A 14,984-nucleotide genomic window follows, 5' to 3' on the forward strand; every position below is an offset into this window, starting at 1 on the left:
CTTAAGATATTTTCTAGGCGATCAAATAAGGTTTTATCGACAAACTTATTAAAAAAGGCCATTTCCTCCGGAGCGTTGTCTAAGGCATATTGGATAATGTATTTCATCATCTCTTCGGCTAAATTCATGTTATCTGAAAGGTCTGCAAAGGCAATCTCTGGTTCAATCATCCAAAACTCAGCCGCATGTCTCGCCGTATTTGAATTTTCTGCTCGAAACGTCGGTCCAAAGGTATACACATTTCGGAAGGCCATACAGTAGGTCTCCACATTAAGCTGACCACTCACAGTCAAGCTGGTTTCCCTTCCAAAAAAATCTTTGGAAAAATCAATATGACCAGAGTCATCTTTTGGAGCTAGGGCCATATCTAAGGCTGTCACCCTAAACATTTCTCCCGCACCTTCAGCGTCACTGCCGGTAATAATCGGAGTATGTACATAGACATAACCCCTGTCCTGAAAGAACTTGTGAATCGCATAAGCAACGATGGATCTCAACCGAAAGACAGCCGCGAACGTATTCGTCCTTGGTCGCAAATGCGCAATCGTCCGCAAATACTCAAAGGTATGCCGCTTTTTTTGAAGAGGATAATCTGCAGCAGATAACGCCAGAATCTCAATAGTTTCCGCTTTCACTTCAAAGGGTTGTTTAGCACCCGGTGAAGAGACTAGTTCACCTTGAATACGGATCGCCGAGCTTATGGTTAGCTTCCCAATCTCGATGAAATTATCCAGACTCTCATCGAAAACCACTTGAATCGTTTCAAAGAAGCTTCCATCATTGATTTCTATGAAGCCAAATGTTTTAGAGGTACGGACGGTGCGAACCCACCCAGATAGCTCCACTTTTTGATTAAGATAGCGATCCGTCTCTCTGTAGATTTCCTTAACAGTAACTAATTGCATAGTTTTCCTCCTTAAACAATCTCCATCTGAGAGTTTAGGAATATATTTACTTTGCAATTATACCCGATTAGATTCCTGACTTCAAATCACAAACCGTTTGCTTTGGGCCTTCAAGTCCTCCATCAATAGAACCCGCCTGATCAACTACCACAGTATCAACCGGCCATATCCTCACTAATCAGCTCTTTTAATCGCTCTTCAGTCAACTCCTCTTCCGAATAAATCGGGATATTATGCACTTTCAGCATAGCAGAGGTAACTCCCTGACCCGGGATCATCCGGTGAGTAAAACTTCCATCATAAATAAAATGAACTCCACAGGAAGGGCTCCGTTCCTTGAGGATGGCTGCAGTAACCTTGAACATCCTTGGAAATTTCAACACCTCGTTTGCCCCTTTAAGGAATTGAGAAGTTACGCCCTCTCCACTCTCGCCCTTAACTAAACTACGTCCAAGGAGCACTTCTTGCCCGGTTCCGTTTATAATCTCTACCGCTTCACGGGGAGTTGATAAACCTCCCAGTTGCTCGGGACAAACTGGAATAAACCTTCCTGAAGAACAATAGCTCTGAATTAACGAATGGGCATTTGTCTCACCATTATACTTGGTATTTAGCCCTAACAAACAAGCACTCACAAGAATCATCCTATATCTCCACCTCTTATAAGATCTTTTAGACTTTATTAACATCTTGCGATAAGGTATCCACATCAATACCTGCCATTTTGATCAAATACATTGCATTACGGGTCGTTGAAATACCTGGACGAAGTTTATAGTCAAAATGAATTTGATCGTGTTTATAATACTCTCGAAAATGGTAATTTCTAATTTTGCGATCGCTCTCACGTTCAATGTTACCAAGCTCCAAATCATGGGTTGAAACCATGCCCATTGCCCCAGCCTTACTTAGTTGTTGAATAAGAACCTTGGCTCCCGCATGGCGATCTTGGGAATTCGTTCCTTTAAAAATCTCATCTAGGAGGAAGAAAATATTCGTATAGGTTTTAGACGCACTGACGATCTGTTTTATTCTCAACAGCTCTGCGTAGAACGAAGAAATGCTTTCTCCAAGATTATCACTCACTCGCATACAAGTATAAATTTGGAGCATGGAACAACTAAAGTGTTTGGCACATACCGGAGCTCCAGCATAGGCCAGAACGAGATTAATACCCAGCGTGCGAAGTAAGGTGCTCTTACCAGACATGTTTGAGCCTGTAATTAACAGGATACCCGAATGTTTGTTCAAGGATAAATCATTGCAAATAGCCTCTTTCAAGAGGGGATGTCCCATACTAACTGCGACGATACCAGGGTTTTCTGTGAGGATCTTCGGTAATCCCCAGTCCTGGTGATCGAAGCGAATTATTGCAAGACTTGATAGTGCCTCCAATTCGGCAATTGTATCTAACCACCGGTCAAGCGAACGTCCTGAGGTCTGTTTCCAAGACTCTAAGGCAATCATGCACTGGATATCCCAAAGTGTGAGAATGTTTATAACTAAAAACATTGAATTATCTCGGTTAGCTATCAGCTCAGCAATACTCGAAAGCTTTCTGATTTGTCTGAAGGCTGGTTTTTTGTCACGATCGCATAATCCCATCCTTAACGATTTTAGGTGATCTGAACGGAAGGATCGTTTTTCAAATCTTTCCAGCATCTTCTCATAAATTCTAATAGTTTCTTTATAGGAATAAACTGCATTCAGTTCTTTGGCCCTTTGCTTTCCTGCAAAGAGTATGATCGTCTGAATTAAAAATCCAGTCAGCGGATACCAAAAGGAGACGTTTGCAGTTATAAAATAAAGCAGTAAAAAAGTGATAGTAATAACCGGAAGTGCACGGGCTGAGATTAATACTCCGAGTTGCAGATAGGATTTATCGTAGGTTTTAGCCCATTCAATGATATGATGAGGGGAATTCATCGGACGCTTAGCCATCCGGGCTTCTGCTAAAAACCTTTGTCGCCAAGCAAGGTTTCCTGCAAGTTCCGTAATTGCCTCTTGCCTCTTTAGAATTGATTCTATGTTAGTCGGTGGAGTAGTCAACCACTCCTTAAGTTTATTTCTCCCCCCATAGGTCTTCGCTGTATTAATCCACTGAAAGAGCGAGCTAAAACCGAAAAGGTCAAGATCTTCTGAGTAGGGGTGTGATGTGTCTTTAAATTCCTCCCCTGTATCAGGGAACATTTTCCATTCCCCACCCAAACGCTGTAGGGCTTGAGCAGAGATTTCATATAATACCTGGAGATAGTTCTTCCTTGTTTTTAGATTCTGATGCCATATCACCAAGGCAATAAAGGTTAGTAAGGTTATGCCCAATATACCAACACTCAAGGCCGTTCGGTGATTCATATATAAAAAGCCTGCCAGTCCACAACCAGCAAGAAACACAACAAGTCTTACATTGCTTAATTGGTTAATTTTATAAGCTAGCTTTTCCTTCCGACGACCATAGTTATGAGCACGTTTTTCATAAACAATTTTTGGCTCTTTCAAAGCAATCCTCCCTAGCTACAATCTCGCTGAACGATATTTTTCTACTCCTGAAAATAAGTTTAGGTAATGTCATCCTGAGCGATAGCTAAGGATCTCGGGCTTAAGGTTCTTCACTTCGTTCAGAATTTCCATGCATAGCCGCACTGATAGTTGGTTTCTAGATATTATACATCAGTCAGTAATTTATTACCATATTTTGTAATTACCTATTTACTTCTAAGAAATACGTTCATCCTCCCTGTTAACCTATTCTGCCTTTCCGAATCAATACCTTCTACAAATCATTCATTTAAATATCATTGATTCCAATTAAGAACTAAAATCTATAAGTTGAGTGTTTCCTTAAGAGGTGCACACTGTATCAATTTACACTACAGCTCACATGCCAATACCCATAAGGGGTTAGCTAACCGTTTATGCAGTATGTATAATTCTCAATAATGAAGAATTATTCCCTCCTTGATCCATATGCACACTTTTGTGTATACTTTTTAAAGACTCCACTCAAATACTTTTGAAATTTCTTAACTCCGCCAAACAAACAAGGTACATGTGTTCATTTGTTTACGCTATAACCGTAACCTTTAGTCAAATATTTACATGGAGGAAAGATTAATGCGCCAAAAATTATCGGTCACCTTGCTAGCACTTGATTCACTTTCTATTTATAGAGGGCTATTAGAGGATAACGTACTAAACAACCTTCAGGCACTATTAAGCTGCATTCAAAAAGCAGATATTGAACTCAGAGAAGTCGTCAATGCCTACAACGACTATTACTTTGAATTAGCAAAAAGCGGCACCATGTCTTTACGGGAACACATCATAGACATCCTAATTTTTGATGAAAATCCATTTTCGTTCAACATACAAGCAGTGCAGAGCAGTTTCTCTGACAATCCTCTAGAAAAAGCGGTTTCACACGATTTGAAGGCTCTTCAGCTCGTTTCTAAGCTTGAGTCAACGATTATCAAAGCAGTTCTAACTGAGTTATTCCCAGACAGCTTCTATCGAACCTTTATAGAGGAACTTCCCGATTGGGTATTAGCAAGTGAACCCAGATTACCCTTAAGCACTCCTGATCATATACAAAGAATTAAGGAGCGTTTTTACCGATCAAATCAATGGGAAGATTGTCTAGCGGAGCTTAAGAACTTCCACAGAACTTACGGTTGTGGTTCATTCGCCCGCAATATTGCCTTTGTATGGGAGAAATCCAATGGAAAAGGCTACCTCAAGGGTATAGAACATCCTGACTCTATCACCTTAGACGATCTAGTTGAATACAATTCCGAACGTTCTAGAGTGATTGAAAATACTCTTCAATTTCTGAAGGGTTTTCCGTCCAATAACGTTTTATTATACGGTGATCGGGGCACAGGAAAATCGTCGACCGTTAAGGCGATACTCAATAAATATCATACGCAAGGATTACGTATGGTGGAGGTTCCAAAAGCTTATCTTGCAGATTTTCCACTAATAATTAGACAGCTCAAAAACAGGGCTCAAAAGTTTATCATTTTCATTGATGATTTGGTATTTGGGGATAATGAGGAAAATTACACTTCACTCAAGGCGGTCCTTGAAGGCGGGCTAGAAAGCAAAACCCCCAATATACTTATCTATGCTACCTCCAACCGAAGACATCTGGTCAAAGAGTACTTTAGCGAACGGGCAGGCTTGCAATCAGGCAATCATCATGATGAAGTTCACGCAGGGGATAGTATGCAGGAGAAGCTTTCCCTCGCGGACCGTTTTGGGATCAATGTAGTATTTTCTTCCCCCGATCAAAACCGTTATCTAAGAATTGTCGAAGGGATAGCAGCCAATAGAAAGCTAAAAATCGACAAGGTGAAACTGCAAAAAGAAGCTCTGCAATGGGCACTATGGTATAACGGACGTTCAGCAAGGACTGCCCGGCAGTTTGTTGATTGGATCGAAGGCAAGGAATCTTTCATAGATTAAAAATAAGAATGATTTTATTCCTGGATAAAACTAATGTGAGCCGTTTCCTACCTTAAACGCTTCTCAAGTCCCAGCAAGTCTTCGACACGTTCGTTCATATAAGTATAAGAATCCTCGACTCCTTTATTGTAAAGGTAAGGCCCAATGTGGTTGATAATGTAATCAAGAAGGATTTCAGCCCCTAAATCTCCAAGATCTTCATCCCTCTCATTCGAAAAATATCTCTTAAGGTCCTCGGTTAGTATCTTTCGAACATCTTTTTCAAGATCTATCTCCATTTTTTTCAACGCAATCCCTCCTATTGTTGGCTGTGGCGAATTTCAAGAAATTATCATCTTAATAATATAGCTTAGTTCAGATCATTGTACAGAATAAGTGTTTACTTGAAAATGAAAAGTAGATTAATCAGTAAATAACGAATAAAAATCTTCTAATTGGATGATAATGTAAACATCTTAGAAAGGAGCATACATCAAATGGATGATTATTTTGATAACCTCGACAGTACCGAAATTAACTTAAAGTACTTTACTGAACATCATGGGGGTATTTACGATGCCTATGAAAAATATGGCCAGTTAATACATAAAGATGGCGGCCCATTAGACGAGAAGACCTGCTGGCTGATTAAGATAGCACTCTCGACAGAATGTCAATACCCCAGAGCTTTAAGAACGCACATCTTAAAAGCTATGAAGTGCGGTTGTACTAAAGAAGAAATTGAGCACGCCATTCTACTTGTGGCTCCCAGTGCGGGGTTTCCGAGAACCATGCAAGGCATTTTAATCCTTAGGAAATTATTGAACGAAGCTGAGAACTATTCAATTCATTAGTATTAGTTTCATGGATCCAACTTCAATAATGAGCCCTCTGCCAATTGGTATGAGGGCTTCTTTAACGTTTTCGTAACCTATACCTTATTGGAATAAAATGATATACTATATTCTTAAGCAAAGGCAAATCTAATATAAAGGAACGATTTATAATGATTAGTACCAGTGGGATAACCTTAAGATTTGGTAAAAGAGCCTTATTTGAAGATGTTAATGTAAAATTTCTCCCTGGAAATTGTTACGGCTTAATCGGAGCCAATGGCGCAGGAAAATCGACATTTTTAAAAATACTTTCCGGTGAAATTGACTCAACCAGTGGCGAAGTCATTCTTACACCAGGGGAGCGCATTGGAGTATTAAAGCAAGATCACTTTGAGTTTGAAGAATTCGAAGTGTTGAAGACTGTAATAATGGGGCACTCGAGGCTATACGAGATTATGGAAGAAAAGGACGCTCTTTACTCTAAACCAGACTTTACTGAAGAGGACGGAATTAAAGCCTCCATTCTAGAAGGGGATTTTGCCGAACTCAACGGTTGGCAAGCAGAGTCTGAGGCCTCTGAATTACTAATGGGATTAGGCATCGGTAAGGATTTGCAAAACAGTAAGATGAAGGATCTAAGCGGGAACGAGAAAGTTCGGGTCTTACTTGCCCAAGCCCTATTTGGGAATCCCAACATCCTCTTACTTGATGAACCTACCAACCACCTTGATCTTCAGTCCATCCGCTGGCTGGAAAACTTCCTCTATAATTATGAAAACACCGTCATTGTTGTCTCCCATGACCGACATTTCTTGAACAAAGTATGCACACACATCGCGGATATCGATTTTGGAAAAATTCAGCTATACGTGGGGAATTACGATTTCTGGTATGAATCCAGTCAATTAGCTCTCCGATTAATGCGAGAGGCAAACAAGAAAAAAGAAGACAAAATTGAGGAACTACAACGGTTTATCCAACGCTTTAGCTCTAATGCATCCAAAGCAAAACAAGCAACCTCCCGTAAAAAACAACTTGAGAAGCTAACCTTAGATGATATCAAGCCGTCCTCTCGTAAGTATCCTTATATAGCTTTTACGCCGGATAGGGAAGCAGGCAACAATATTTTAACAGTCAAAGACTTGACTGTTACTATTGACGGTGAAAAAATCCTCGACAACATCTCCTTTATGATGAACAAAGGAGATAAAATTGCTTTCGTGGGACCAAATGGCCTTGCTAAGACCACCTTGTTCAAAGTATTAATGGGTGAAATCACGCCTGACAGCGGTGAATATAGCTGGGGTGTTACCACGACACAAGCCTATCTTCCTCTTGATAATTCGTCCTATTTCGAAACAGATTTAAACCTCGTGGAGTGGCTAAGACAGTTCTCTAAAGATCCTGATGAATCTTTTGTCCGTGGATTTCTTGGCAGAATGCTTTTCTCTGGAGATGAATCTCTGAAAAAAGCGAGTGTTCTTTCAGGGGGAGAAAAAGTACGCTGTATGCTCTCTCGCATGATGCTCAGCGGAGCGAACATTCTAATTTTTGATGAACCAACCAACCACTTAGATATGGAGTCTATTACAGCACTCAATAATTCATTGACAAATCTAGATGGAAATATCCTGTTCGTATCTCAAGACCATCAGTTTGTCCAGACCATTGCAAACCGTATCATTGAAATCACACCTAAAGGATTACTAGATCGTCAGATGACCTTTGATGAATATCTTGACAATGAAGATGTTAAAGCACTTTTGGAGACGATGTATAGCTAATATGTGATAAACACTCCGTAAATAGGATTAATTTGCAAATAATTATTTGACATCTGGTGATAATTTGTTATACTAATATAAGCTCGTAAAAACTTGTGGATTTAAGCAAACCTTCTCTATTGCCTTAGGCTCTGGGATGAAGTTGGTGAACTTGCCATGTAGAGCGCGGGTAATATTTTTGTGGAGGTTTTTTTATAATGTTTAATGACAAGATTCTAAATTGCAAAGACTGTGGACGGGATTTCGAATTTACTGCATCTGAACAAGAGTTCTATGCAGAAAAAGGATTTACTAACGAACCTGGTCGTTGCCCTGAGTGCCGTGCAGCTAAAAAAGCACAAAACAGAAACAATGGCGGCGGCGGATATGGCCGTCAACAACGTGAAATGTTCCCAGCTATTTGCGCTACCTGCGGAAAAGAAACAACTGTTCCTTTCCAACCATCAGGCGACAAGCCAGTTTATTGCCGTGAGTGCTATCAACCACGTTCACGCAGCAATTGGTAAATCGAACTAATTAGTATCGTTGAAACCTTCCCAGGCTTTGCCTGGGAAGGTTTTTTAATACACATTAGCAGATAAGGGCAGCCCCTACGTAACTGGGGCTGCCCTTATCTGCTAATGTCCTAATTAAAAAATTTAAGTATCTCCTAAGATTAACTAAATCACTGGATATTTTTCTATGATGCAGTTTCTGGTGTGGTGGTGGTTGTTTCTGGCGTTAGATTTCCACCCCAAGCACCCCGATGACCGCCACGCATGCCCTTGCCCATGCCGCCCATTGCACCCGGCACAAAAGAACCGCTCTTCATAGCCTCTTTTTGAACGTCTAACTGAGCTTGTTCCGCTTTACTCCAAGTTTCAATCTGTTCCTTTGTTAATTTTCCATTACTCTGCATAGCCTCCACCTGAGCTGCTAAACGTTCTTTTGCTGCGACATCCCAGGCTTCAATCTGTTCCTCTGTCATCGGTTCACCATTACTGAACATTTTGACTTTGCTTCGTATCCCCATACCTTTACTACCCATACCAGGACCAAGAACTTTGCCTTCAGCTATAGCTTGCTCGTGAACTTCTTGACGCTCGTCAATAAACTTCTTCATGGTCTCCGCTTGTTCAGCCGTTCTCAGCCCGGCTTCCACTTCTTTGTCTACAATTTGCTTCTGAATTACAAACATTTGTTGAGTCAAGCTCTTAAGCTCATCGAGCTTTGCCAAATCTGTGGCTCCAAAAGCGACCGTAGCCCCACCGGCCAACAACACAGCACTTAGGATACCTACTGCCAATTTCTTTTTCATACAATTCCTCCTTAGAAATAGTTTCCCGACGTCAAAGTATGTTCTTTTCATCGGTACACTATTATCATAGACAACATTTATGGTAAAATTGTGAATTGAACTTTAAGATGTTGTGTGCTTTAAGTAAAGAAATTGTCTTCAGTTAGTTTAGCTAAACGAGTTCACTAACGGGTTTTGATATCGTAGCGCCGCATTTTTTCATAAAGCCAGGAACGGGAAATTCCCAAAAGTCGGGCGACCTCGGATTTATTGCCGTTCATTTTGAGGAGAGCCTTTTCCAAGGTTTCTTTATCTAAATGTTCATGAGCATTTCCTAAGTTCCACTCCTTGGTAAGAGATATTGAACTAGCTTGCATTTCTTCTCTGAGATAGAAGGGTAAATCCGCTCGTTCCAGCAATTCGCCAGAAGCAAAATTCACCGCCCTCTCAATCACATTTTTTAACTCCCGCACATTCCCAGGCCAACGATGAGCCACGAGGATTTTTTCCACCTCTGAAGAAACCCCTGAAATTCGTTTGCCGAAATCTTGATTTAGCCGTTCCAAGAACACATGAACCAAGGGAATGATGTCTTCTGTCCGATTACGAATAGGGATAAGCCGGAATGAGATAACGTTCAGACGATAGTATAGGTCGCTGCGGAATTCACCGCTCCCAACCTTTTGTATAAGATCCTTATTAGTAGCAGCAATGATCCTCACATCGACTTTCACTGAATCATTACTCCCTATGGGCTCAAAAGACCTATCCTCTAAAACTCTTAAGAGTTTACTCTGTAAATGCAAAGACATGTCCCCGATCTCATCCAGAAAAAGCGTCCCTCCATTAGCAACGGCAAACTTCCCCGCCTTGCCTCCTTTTTGTGCCCCGGTGAACGCTCCGCTCGCATAGCCAAAAAACTCCGACTCCAGAAGATTTTCTGGAACTGCTGCACAATTAACCTTAACATAAGGGCCATTCCGATGAGGGCTTGCCTGGTGAATAGCCTCAGCAAAGAGTTCTTTACCCGTACCACTTTCCCCTGTCAACATAATTGTAGAATTACCGCGGGCGGCAATTTCAGCCTCTTGCTTCAACCTGCGCATATCTTGGTTGACGGTAATAATCTGATTAAATGTAACCGGTTGCCTTGTGGAGCCTATTTGTTCCTTATAATAATTCAACTCGAGGTCTAGCTGAGCCAGTCTCTGGGCAACCTCCTTAACTTCCTCTAATTTCTGGAAGATAATTTTACCTACAGCCCCAATAATCTTACCTTGGCGCACAATAGGCAAGCGGGAGACAATATACGGTCGACCATATATAACTTGGATCTCATTAGTTTCTGCCATACCAGTTTTTAAGGTTCGCAAAAGCCGCGTATTCTCAATAACCTTATCAATTGGTTTTTGCAACAATTCCTTTTCTCTCTTGCCAAAAAATTGACAGGCTGCCTCATTGATCAGCGAAATTTTTCCCTGGTCGTCTACAACAAAGATCGCCTCATAGGCAATATTTGTAACCGTAAGCAACGTTTCATATAAGCGTTTCGTAGCATCTAGCTCTAAGGCTACTTGGTCTAAATCCGTTAAAGCTTGGAAAACTATCACAGCTCCGGCCAACTCACCCACAGGGCTTATATTACAGAGAACCTTCACTTGATTCATCTCAGTTTGAACTCCGACTAGGTATTGAGACTCTCTAAGTATTAAATCTAAGTTCAAACCCGAAATGACAGTATCGAAGAACTTCTCTTTAAGTGCTTCCTGCTTCAAGCCAAGGATTTTTTCACCGGCAGGATTTATTTGTTGAATACGGTTATCCTGATCCACCACGATAATACCGTTCGGCATGGCTTGATAAACCGTATTTATTTTATTTGCTTGTTGTTCTGCTTCCCTAAAAAGAGCTAAGATCATGTCAACTTTGGTGAATATGCCTAATACTTTCCCCTCTTTGTCAACAACAACACCTGTGCCCACTGAGGTCTGCTTAGCCTGTTGCTCAACCTCATGGTAAGGAATGTCTGCTTTGACCGTCACTACCTGGGTATTGTAATACTGTTCAATTATTTCCGATGAATCTGCTCCAGCCAAAAAAGCATCAAACACATTGGCTTTCGTAAAAATTCCGATCAGAAAACTCTGTTCATCTACCACAGGCAGCGCTTCCAACTTGGTCCAGCGTAAAAGTTCTATTCCCTGCCTAAGGGTATCCTTTGCACGAAGAAGAGGAACATCTCGGGTCATCATATCGCTCATCAGCATTATTATCACCTCACCATGAACTTAAAAAATTCCCTTACCTATTGGTTCCCCCAAATTTTAAGAACCTCTCATAACTATTCTCCCTTGATAACTGCCATTCCTCTTTTTCAGAACATTCCTACTTCAAATTTAAGGGTGATAAATAAAAGGGCTTGTAACAAAGTGAAAACAACTTTGTTACAGCCCTAACTTACAAGTGCATTTATCAACTCAGAGACACTTATAGATTCTATCCCAGCCCAACCTGTTCATACACCTTGATCTCCTCCTCAGTGAACCCCGCCTCCTTTAAAACCTCCCTCGTCTGTTCTCCTAATCTTGGAGGACTTTGATTTGGAAGCTCCTCTTCTTCAGTGAATTTAAGAGGATTGCCTACAACCACCACAGTCTCACCACTCGGATGAGTAAGAGGAGTAAATACATCACGAGCTCGAACTTGAGGATGCTCTCGAACTTCCGTCAATTCTAGGATTGGTTCACAGCAAACATCTTTATTTTTAAAGAATGCAGTCCATTCCTTCTGAGTCCTAGTCTTAAAAACCTTCTCCACCTCGTTCAAGACCCTCGAGTCGTGAGCAAACTGCTTATCTATAAGGTCACTGCGCCCAATAGCCTCACAAAAAGCCTTCCAGAATTTCGGTTCTAAAGCCCCAAGGCTCATAAAACGACTATCCTGAGTCTCATAAACTCCATAGCAAACTTCTCCACCATTTAACATTCCTTCTCCACGTTTTAGGGGAGAATCAGAGACAGCTTGTTGAGCATAGAGCATCGTCTGCCAAGAAATCACTCCATCCAACATGGAGATATCAATATATTGTCCACGCCCAGTTTGCTGACGAGAGATATAGGCACTCAGAATTCCAGTCACCGCCATTAAGGCGCCTCCTCCAATGTCCGCCACTTGTACTGCCGGAGGCACGGGGGCCCCTCCGGCCCGTCCCGTAAGACCCAGCGCCCCGCTAAGAGCCATATAATTAATATCATGACCTGAACGTCTACTATACGGACCATCCTGCCCATAACCTGAAATAGAACAAAGGATGACAGAAGGGTTGACTTTCTGAAGCTCTTTATAACTGAGTCCCAAGCTTTCCATCACTCCCGGCCGAAACCCTTCCAGAACAATATCATACTTGGTAAGGAGACGAAAAAAAGCTTCACGTCCTGCTGTGCTTTTTAAATTCAACTTAAGACTTTTTTTATTTCTGTTCAGTGACCAGTAAAGGGCACTTTCCTTCGTTCCAGGCAGGTAGGGTTCCATCCAACGCAGATAATCCCCTTGCCAAGGATCCTCTACTTTCAATACTTCAGCCCCCAGATCAGCCAGCAACTGACTGGCATATCCTCCAGGCAGTAATCGGGTTAAATCAAGAATTCGCACCCCATTTAAGATCTGATACATCGATCCCGATCCCGCTCCTTCCTGCTCACAACCCTAACTTTCGAGCAATAATTAGTTTCATGATCTCCGAGGTACCTGCATAAATCGTGTGCACTCGCACATCACGATAGTGCCGAGCAATGGGGTACTCTTCCATGTAACCATATCCGCCATACAGTTGGAGACAGTTATAAGCCACTCGATTAGCCATCTCTCCGATCCAATACTTGGCCATCGAAACCTTAGCTACTATCTCTTGTCCTGCCATATGATCCGCAACAAGGTTATCCACGAACACTCTCCCAAGCTCAACCTCGGTGGCCATTTCAGCTATTTTAAACGAGTTATGTTGAAATTTGCCTATGGGTTGCCCGAAAGCCTCCCTTGTCTTAACATAGGCTAGTGTATCACTGAGCATTCTCTCCGCCAAACCCTGAGAACAAAGTGCCGAGATTAAACGCTCCTGTTGCAGCTTCTCCATGAGATATGTGAAGCCCTTACCTTCTTCACCCAAGCGATTGGTGACTGGAACCCTGCAGTTGTCGAAAAAGAGTTCCGCAGTATCCTGGCTGTGCATTCCAAGCTTATTCATTTTTTTACCCTTTGTAAAACCGGGCGTCCCATCTTCTACCAAGATAAGGCTAATTCCCTTGCTTGTGGGCAGCTCCGCAGAACCAGTTTTAACCGCCACAATGACTAAGTCCGCGAATACCCCATTGCTGATAAAAGTCTTTGACCCATTGATAATATAAACTTCTCCATCCCTCACTGCAGTGGTCTTCATTCCCTGAAGATCTGACCCAGCCTGGGGTTCAGTCATGGCAATGGCCAAGATTTTTTCACCGCGAGCACACGCCGGAAGCCAATCCGACTTCTGCTTTTCCGTGCCAAAGGCCTGAATATAGGGTGCAATAATGTCACTATGCAATCCCATCCCAATTCCCACGCCCGCCCTTGCTAATTCCTCGCTAATAATGGCGGAGAAGGCAAAGTCCGCTCCAGACCCACCGTATTTCTCTTCCAGCCATGGACAGAGGTAACCCTGCTCCCCCATCCGTCTCCATACCCAACGCGGGATCTCTCGCTGTGTTTCCCACTCTTCGATATGAGGAGAGAGCTCGTTCTCCACAAACTTTCTGAAGGCTCGACGAAACATTTTGTGGTCTTCCGAATAGATGTCCATCGTTCCCTTCCTTTCTTACCGCTTCCTTTATTCTACTACAGTCTTATACTAAATCCCGCACATAAGAATCACTGTAACCATTACTAGTTCTCTCATAACTACCACAATGGTTTTTACCTAGGTTGCATACGGATTGCCCCATCCAAGCGGATCGTAGTACCATTGAGCATTGGATTTTCCACGATACTCTTCACCAAAAGGGCAAATTCTTCTGGATAGCCTAGTCGGGAGGGAAAAGGAATCATAGCACCCAGTGACTTGCGAGCCTCCTCTGGCAAAGCATCAAACATCGGAGTTTCAAAGAGACCTGGTGCAATCGTCATTACACGAATGCCATGGATCGCCATCTCCCGAGCAATAGGCAGAGTCATTCCTACGATTCCTCCTTTAGAGGCGCTGTAGGCTGCCTGACCGATTTGTCCTTCATAGGCGGCCACTGATGCGGTACTGATGATCACGCCCCGCTCCCCCCCTGGGTTAGGCCCGTTTTCCACCATTTTAGCAGCAGCTAAACGAATGACATTGAAACTGCCGATCAGATTTATCTGCAAGATCTTAGCAAAATTATCTAAATTATGAGGGCCTTTCTTGCCCAATACCTTTTCAGCAACCCCAATTCCAGCACAATTCACGACAACATCGACACGCCCAAACCCTTCAATGGTCTTATCGAGTGCGGCCTGTACGCTCTCCGGGCTAGTTACGTCGGTCTTCTGGAACAGAGCTCTACCACCCATTTCTTCAGCCAGCTTCTCTCCTCTCTCGACTGCCAGATCGAGAATCATTGCTCTACCCCCGTCATTGACAATCCTCCGAACAGTTGCTTCTCCCAAACCAGAGGCCCCTCCTGTTACAAATGCTACCACCTTGTGATCCATCCTATATCTCTCCTTCTCTACAACAATT

13 protein-coding genes are annotated in these 14,984 nt (G+C 42.4%); 4 read left to right on the forward strand and 9 right to left on the reverse strand.

What is annotated here, in order from left to right:
- The 3 genes from asnS to HGJ98_RS08325 form a co-directional block, all read right to left on the reverse strand.
- On the reverse strand, positions 1 to 905 hold a 905-nt coding region (gene asnS / locus HGJ98_RS08315), incomplete at its 3' end, for an asparagine--tRNA ligase (protein ID WP_291350599.1).
- A gap of 155 nt (positions 906 to 1,060) precedes the next feature.
- The gene (locus HGJ98_RS08320; protein ID WP_291350600.1) at positions 1,061 to 1,549 is read right to left on the reverse strand and encodes a DUF523 domain-containing protein; all 489 of its coding nucleotides are present in this window, start codon (positions 1,547 to 1,549) and stop codon (positions 1,061 to 1,063) included.
- A gap of 28 nt (positions 1,550 to 1,577) precedes the next feature.
- Positions 1,578 to 3,404, reverse strand: a complete 1,827-nt coding sequence (locus HGJ98_RS08325) for a MutS family DNA mismatch repair protein (RefSeq protein ID WP_291350601.1) — start codon at positions 3,402 to 3,404, stop codon at positions 1,578 to 1,580.
- A gap of 615 nt (positions 3,405 to 4,019) precedes the next feature.
- Here HGJ98_RS08325 and HGJ98_RS08330 point away from each other — a divergent pair.
- Entirely contained in the window at positions 4,020 to 5,369 is a 1,350-nt protein-coding gene (locus HGJ98_RS08330; RefSeq protein ID WP_291350602.1) for an ATP-binding protein, read from the forward strand.
- 47 nt (positions 5,370 to 5,416) lie between these two features.
- Here the strand turns inward: HGJ98_RS08330 and HGJ98_RS08335 are convergent, their stop codons facing one another.
- Positions 5,417 to 5,647 (reverse strand): DUF2164 domain-containing protein, encoded by a 231-nt coding sequence (locus tag HGJ98_RS08335; RefSeq protein WP_291350707.1) that lies wholly within the window; start codon positions 5,645 to 5,647, stop codon positions 5,417 to 5,419.
- Positions 5,648 to 5,845: 198 nt separating this feature from the next.
- Between HGJ98_RS08335 and HGJ98_RS08340 the strand changes: the two genes are divergently transcribed.
- From HGJ98_RS08340 to HGJ98_RS08350, 3 genes are all read left to right on the forward strand, one after another.
- Positions 5,846 to 6,202 carry a carboxymuconolactone decarboxylase family protein gene (locus tag HGJ98_RS08340; protein WP_291350603.1) on the forward strand — a complete coding sequence of 119 codons (357 nt, stop codon included), beginning with the start codon at positions 5,846 to 5,848 and terminating at the stop codon, positions 6,200 to 6,202.
- 152 nt (positions 6,203 to 6,354) lie between these two features.
- Positions 6,355 to 7,968: an ABC-F family ATP-binding cassette domain-containing protein gene (locus tag HGJ98_RS08345; RefSeq protein WP_291350604.1), complete on the forward strand. Its 1,614-nt coding sequence runs from the start codon at positions 6,355 to 6,357 to the stop codon at positions 7,966 to 7,968.
- A gap of 197 nt (positions 7,969 to 8,165) precedes the next feature.
- The gene (locus HGJ98_RS08350) at positions 8,166 to 8,474 is read left to right on the forward strand and encodes a zinc-ribbon domain containing protein (protein WP_291350605.1); all 309 of its coding nucleotides are present in this window, start codon (positions 8,166 to 8,168) and stop codon (positions 8,472 to 8,474) included.
- A gap of 173 nt (positions 8,475 to 8,647) precedes the next feature.
- Here HGJ98_RS08350 and HGJ98_RS08355 read toward each other — a convergent pair whose 3' ends face one another.
- The 5 genes from HGJ98_RS08355 to HGJ98_RS08375 all read right to left on the reverse strand — a co-directional run bounded on the left by HGJ98_RS08355 (position 8,648) and on the right by HGJ98_RS08375 (position 14,956).
- A complete protein-coding gene (locus HGJ98_RS08355) occupies positions 8,648 to 9,265 on the reverse strand; it encodes a DUF2680 domain-containing protein (RefSeq protein ID WP_291350606.1) in 618 nt (205 codons plus the stop codon).
- A gap of 164 nt (positions 9,266 to 9,429) precedes the next feature.
- A complete protein-coding gene (locus HGJ98_RS08360; RefSeq protein ID WP_291350607.1) occupies positions 9,430 to 11,511 on the reverse strand; it encodes a sigma-54-dependent Fis family transcriptional regulator in 2,082 nt (693 codons plus the stop codon).
- A gap of 229 nt (positions 11,512 to 11,740) precedes the next feature.
- Positions 11,741 to 12,916 carry a CaiB/BaiF CoA-transferase family protein gene (locus HGJ98_RS08365; protein ID WP_291350608.1) on the reverse strand — a complete coding sequence of 392 codons (1,176 nt, stop codon included), beginning with the start codon at positions 12,914 to 12,916 and terminating at the stop codon, positions 11,741 to 11,743.
- A gap of 25 nt (positions 12,917 to 12,941) precedes the next feature.
- Entirely contained in the window at positions 12,942 to 14,078 is a 1,137-nt protein-coding gene (locus tag HGJ98_RS08370) for an acyl-CoA dehydrogenase family protein (RefSeq protein ID WP_291350609.1), read from the reverse strand.
- Between the two features lie 113 nt (positions 14,079 to 14,191).
- Positions 14,192 to 14,956, reverse strand: coding sequence for a 3-hydroxyacyl-CoA dehydrogenase (locus HGJ98_RS08375; protein ID WP_291350610.1), 765 nt, complete (start codon positions 14,954 to 14,956; stop codon positions 14,192 to 14,194).
- Positions 14,957 to 14,984 lie beyond the last annotated feature (28 nt).

Origin of the sequence: Desulfosporosinus sp. (assembly GCF_014237355.1) — a bacterium.
Classification (GTDB): domain Bacteria; phylum Bacillota; class Desulfitobacteriia; order Desulfitobacteriales; family Desulfitobacteriaceae; genus Desulfosporosinus.

Excerpts from the sequence above, each read along its gene's own strand:
- HGJ98_RS08355 (WP_291350606.1), bottom strand. The coding sequence starts at position 9,265 with ATGAAAAAGAAATTGGCAGTAGGTATCCTAAGTGCTGTGTTGTTGGCC.
- HGJ98_RS08375 (WP_291350610.1), bottom strand. The coding sequence starts at position 14,956 with ATGGATCACAAGGTGGTAGCATTTGTAACAGGAGGGGCCTCTGGTTTG.
- HGJ98_RS08350 (WP_291350605.1), top strand. The coding sequence starts at position 8,166 with ATGTTTAATGACAAGATTCTAAATTGCAAAGACTGTGGACGGGATTTC.
- HGJ98_RS08340 (WP_291350603.1), top strand. The coding sequence starts at position 5,846 with ATGGATGATTATTTTGATAACCTCGACAGTACCGAAATTAACTTAAAG.
- HGJ98_RS08370 (WP_291350609.1), bottom strand. The coding sequence starts at position 14,078 with ATGGACATCTATTCGGAAGACCACAAAATGTTTCGTCGAGCCTTCAGA.
- HGJ98_RS08335 (WP_291350707.1), bottom strand. The coding sequence starts at position 5,647 with ATGGAGATAGATCTTGAAAAAGATGTTCGAAAGATACTAACCGAGGAC.
- HGJ98_RS08365 (WP_291350608.1), bottom strand. The coding sequence starts at position 12,916 with ATGTATCAGATCTTAAATGGGGTGCGAATTCTTGATTTAACCCGATTA.
- HGJ98_RS08330 (WP_291350602.1), top strand. The coding sequence starts at position 4,020 with ATGCGCCAAAAATTATCGGTCACCTTGCTAGCACTTGATTCACTTTCT.
- HGJ98_RS08320 (WP_291350600.1), bottom strand. The coding sequence starts at position 1,549 with ATGATTCTTGTGAGTGCTTGTTTGTTAGGGCTAAATACCAAGTATAAT.
- HGJ98_RS08345 (WP_291350604.1), top strand. The coding sequence starts at position 6,355 with ATGATTAGTACCAGTGGGATAACCTTAAGATTTGGTAAAAGAGCCTTA.
- HGJ98_RS08360 (WP_291350607.1), bottom strand. The coding sequence starts at position 11,511 with ATGCTGATGAGCGATATGATGACCCGAGATGTTCCTCTTCTTCGTGCA.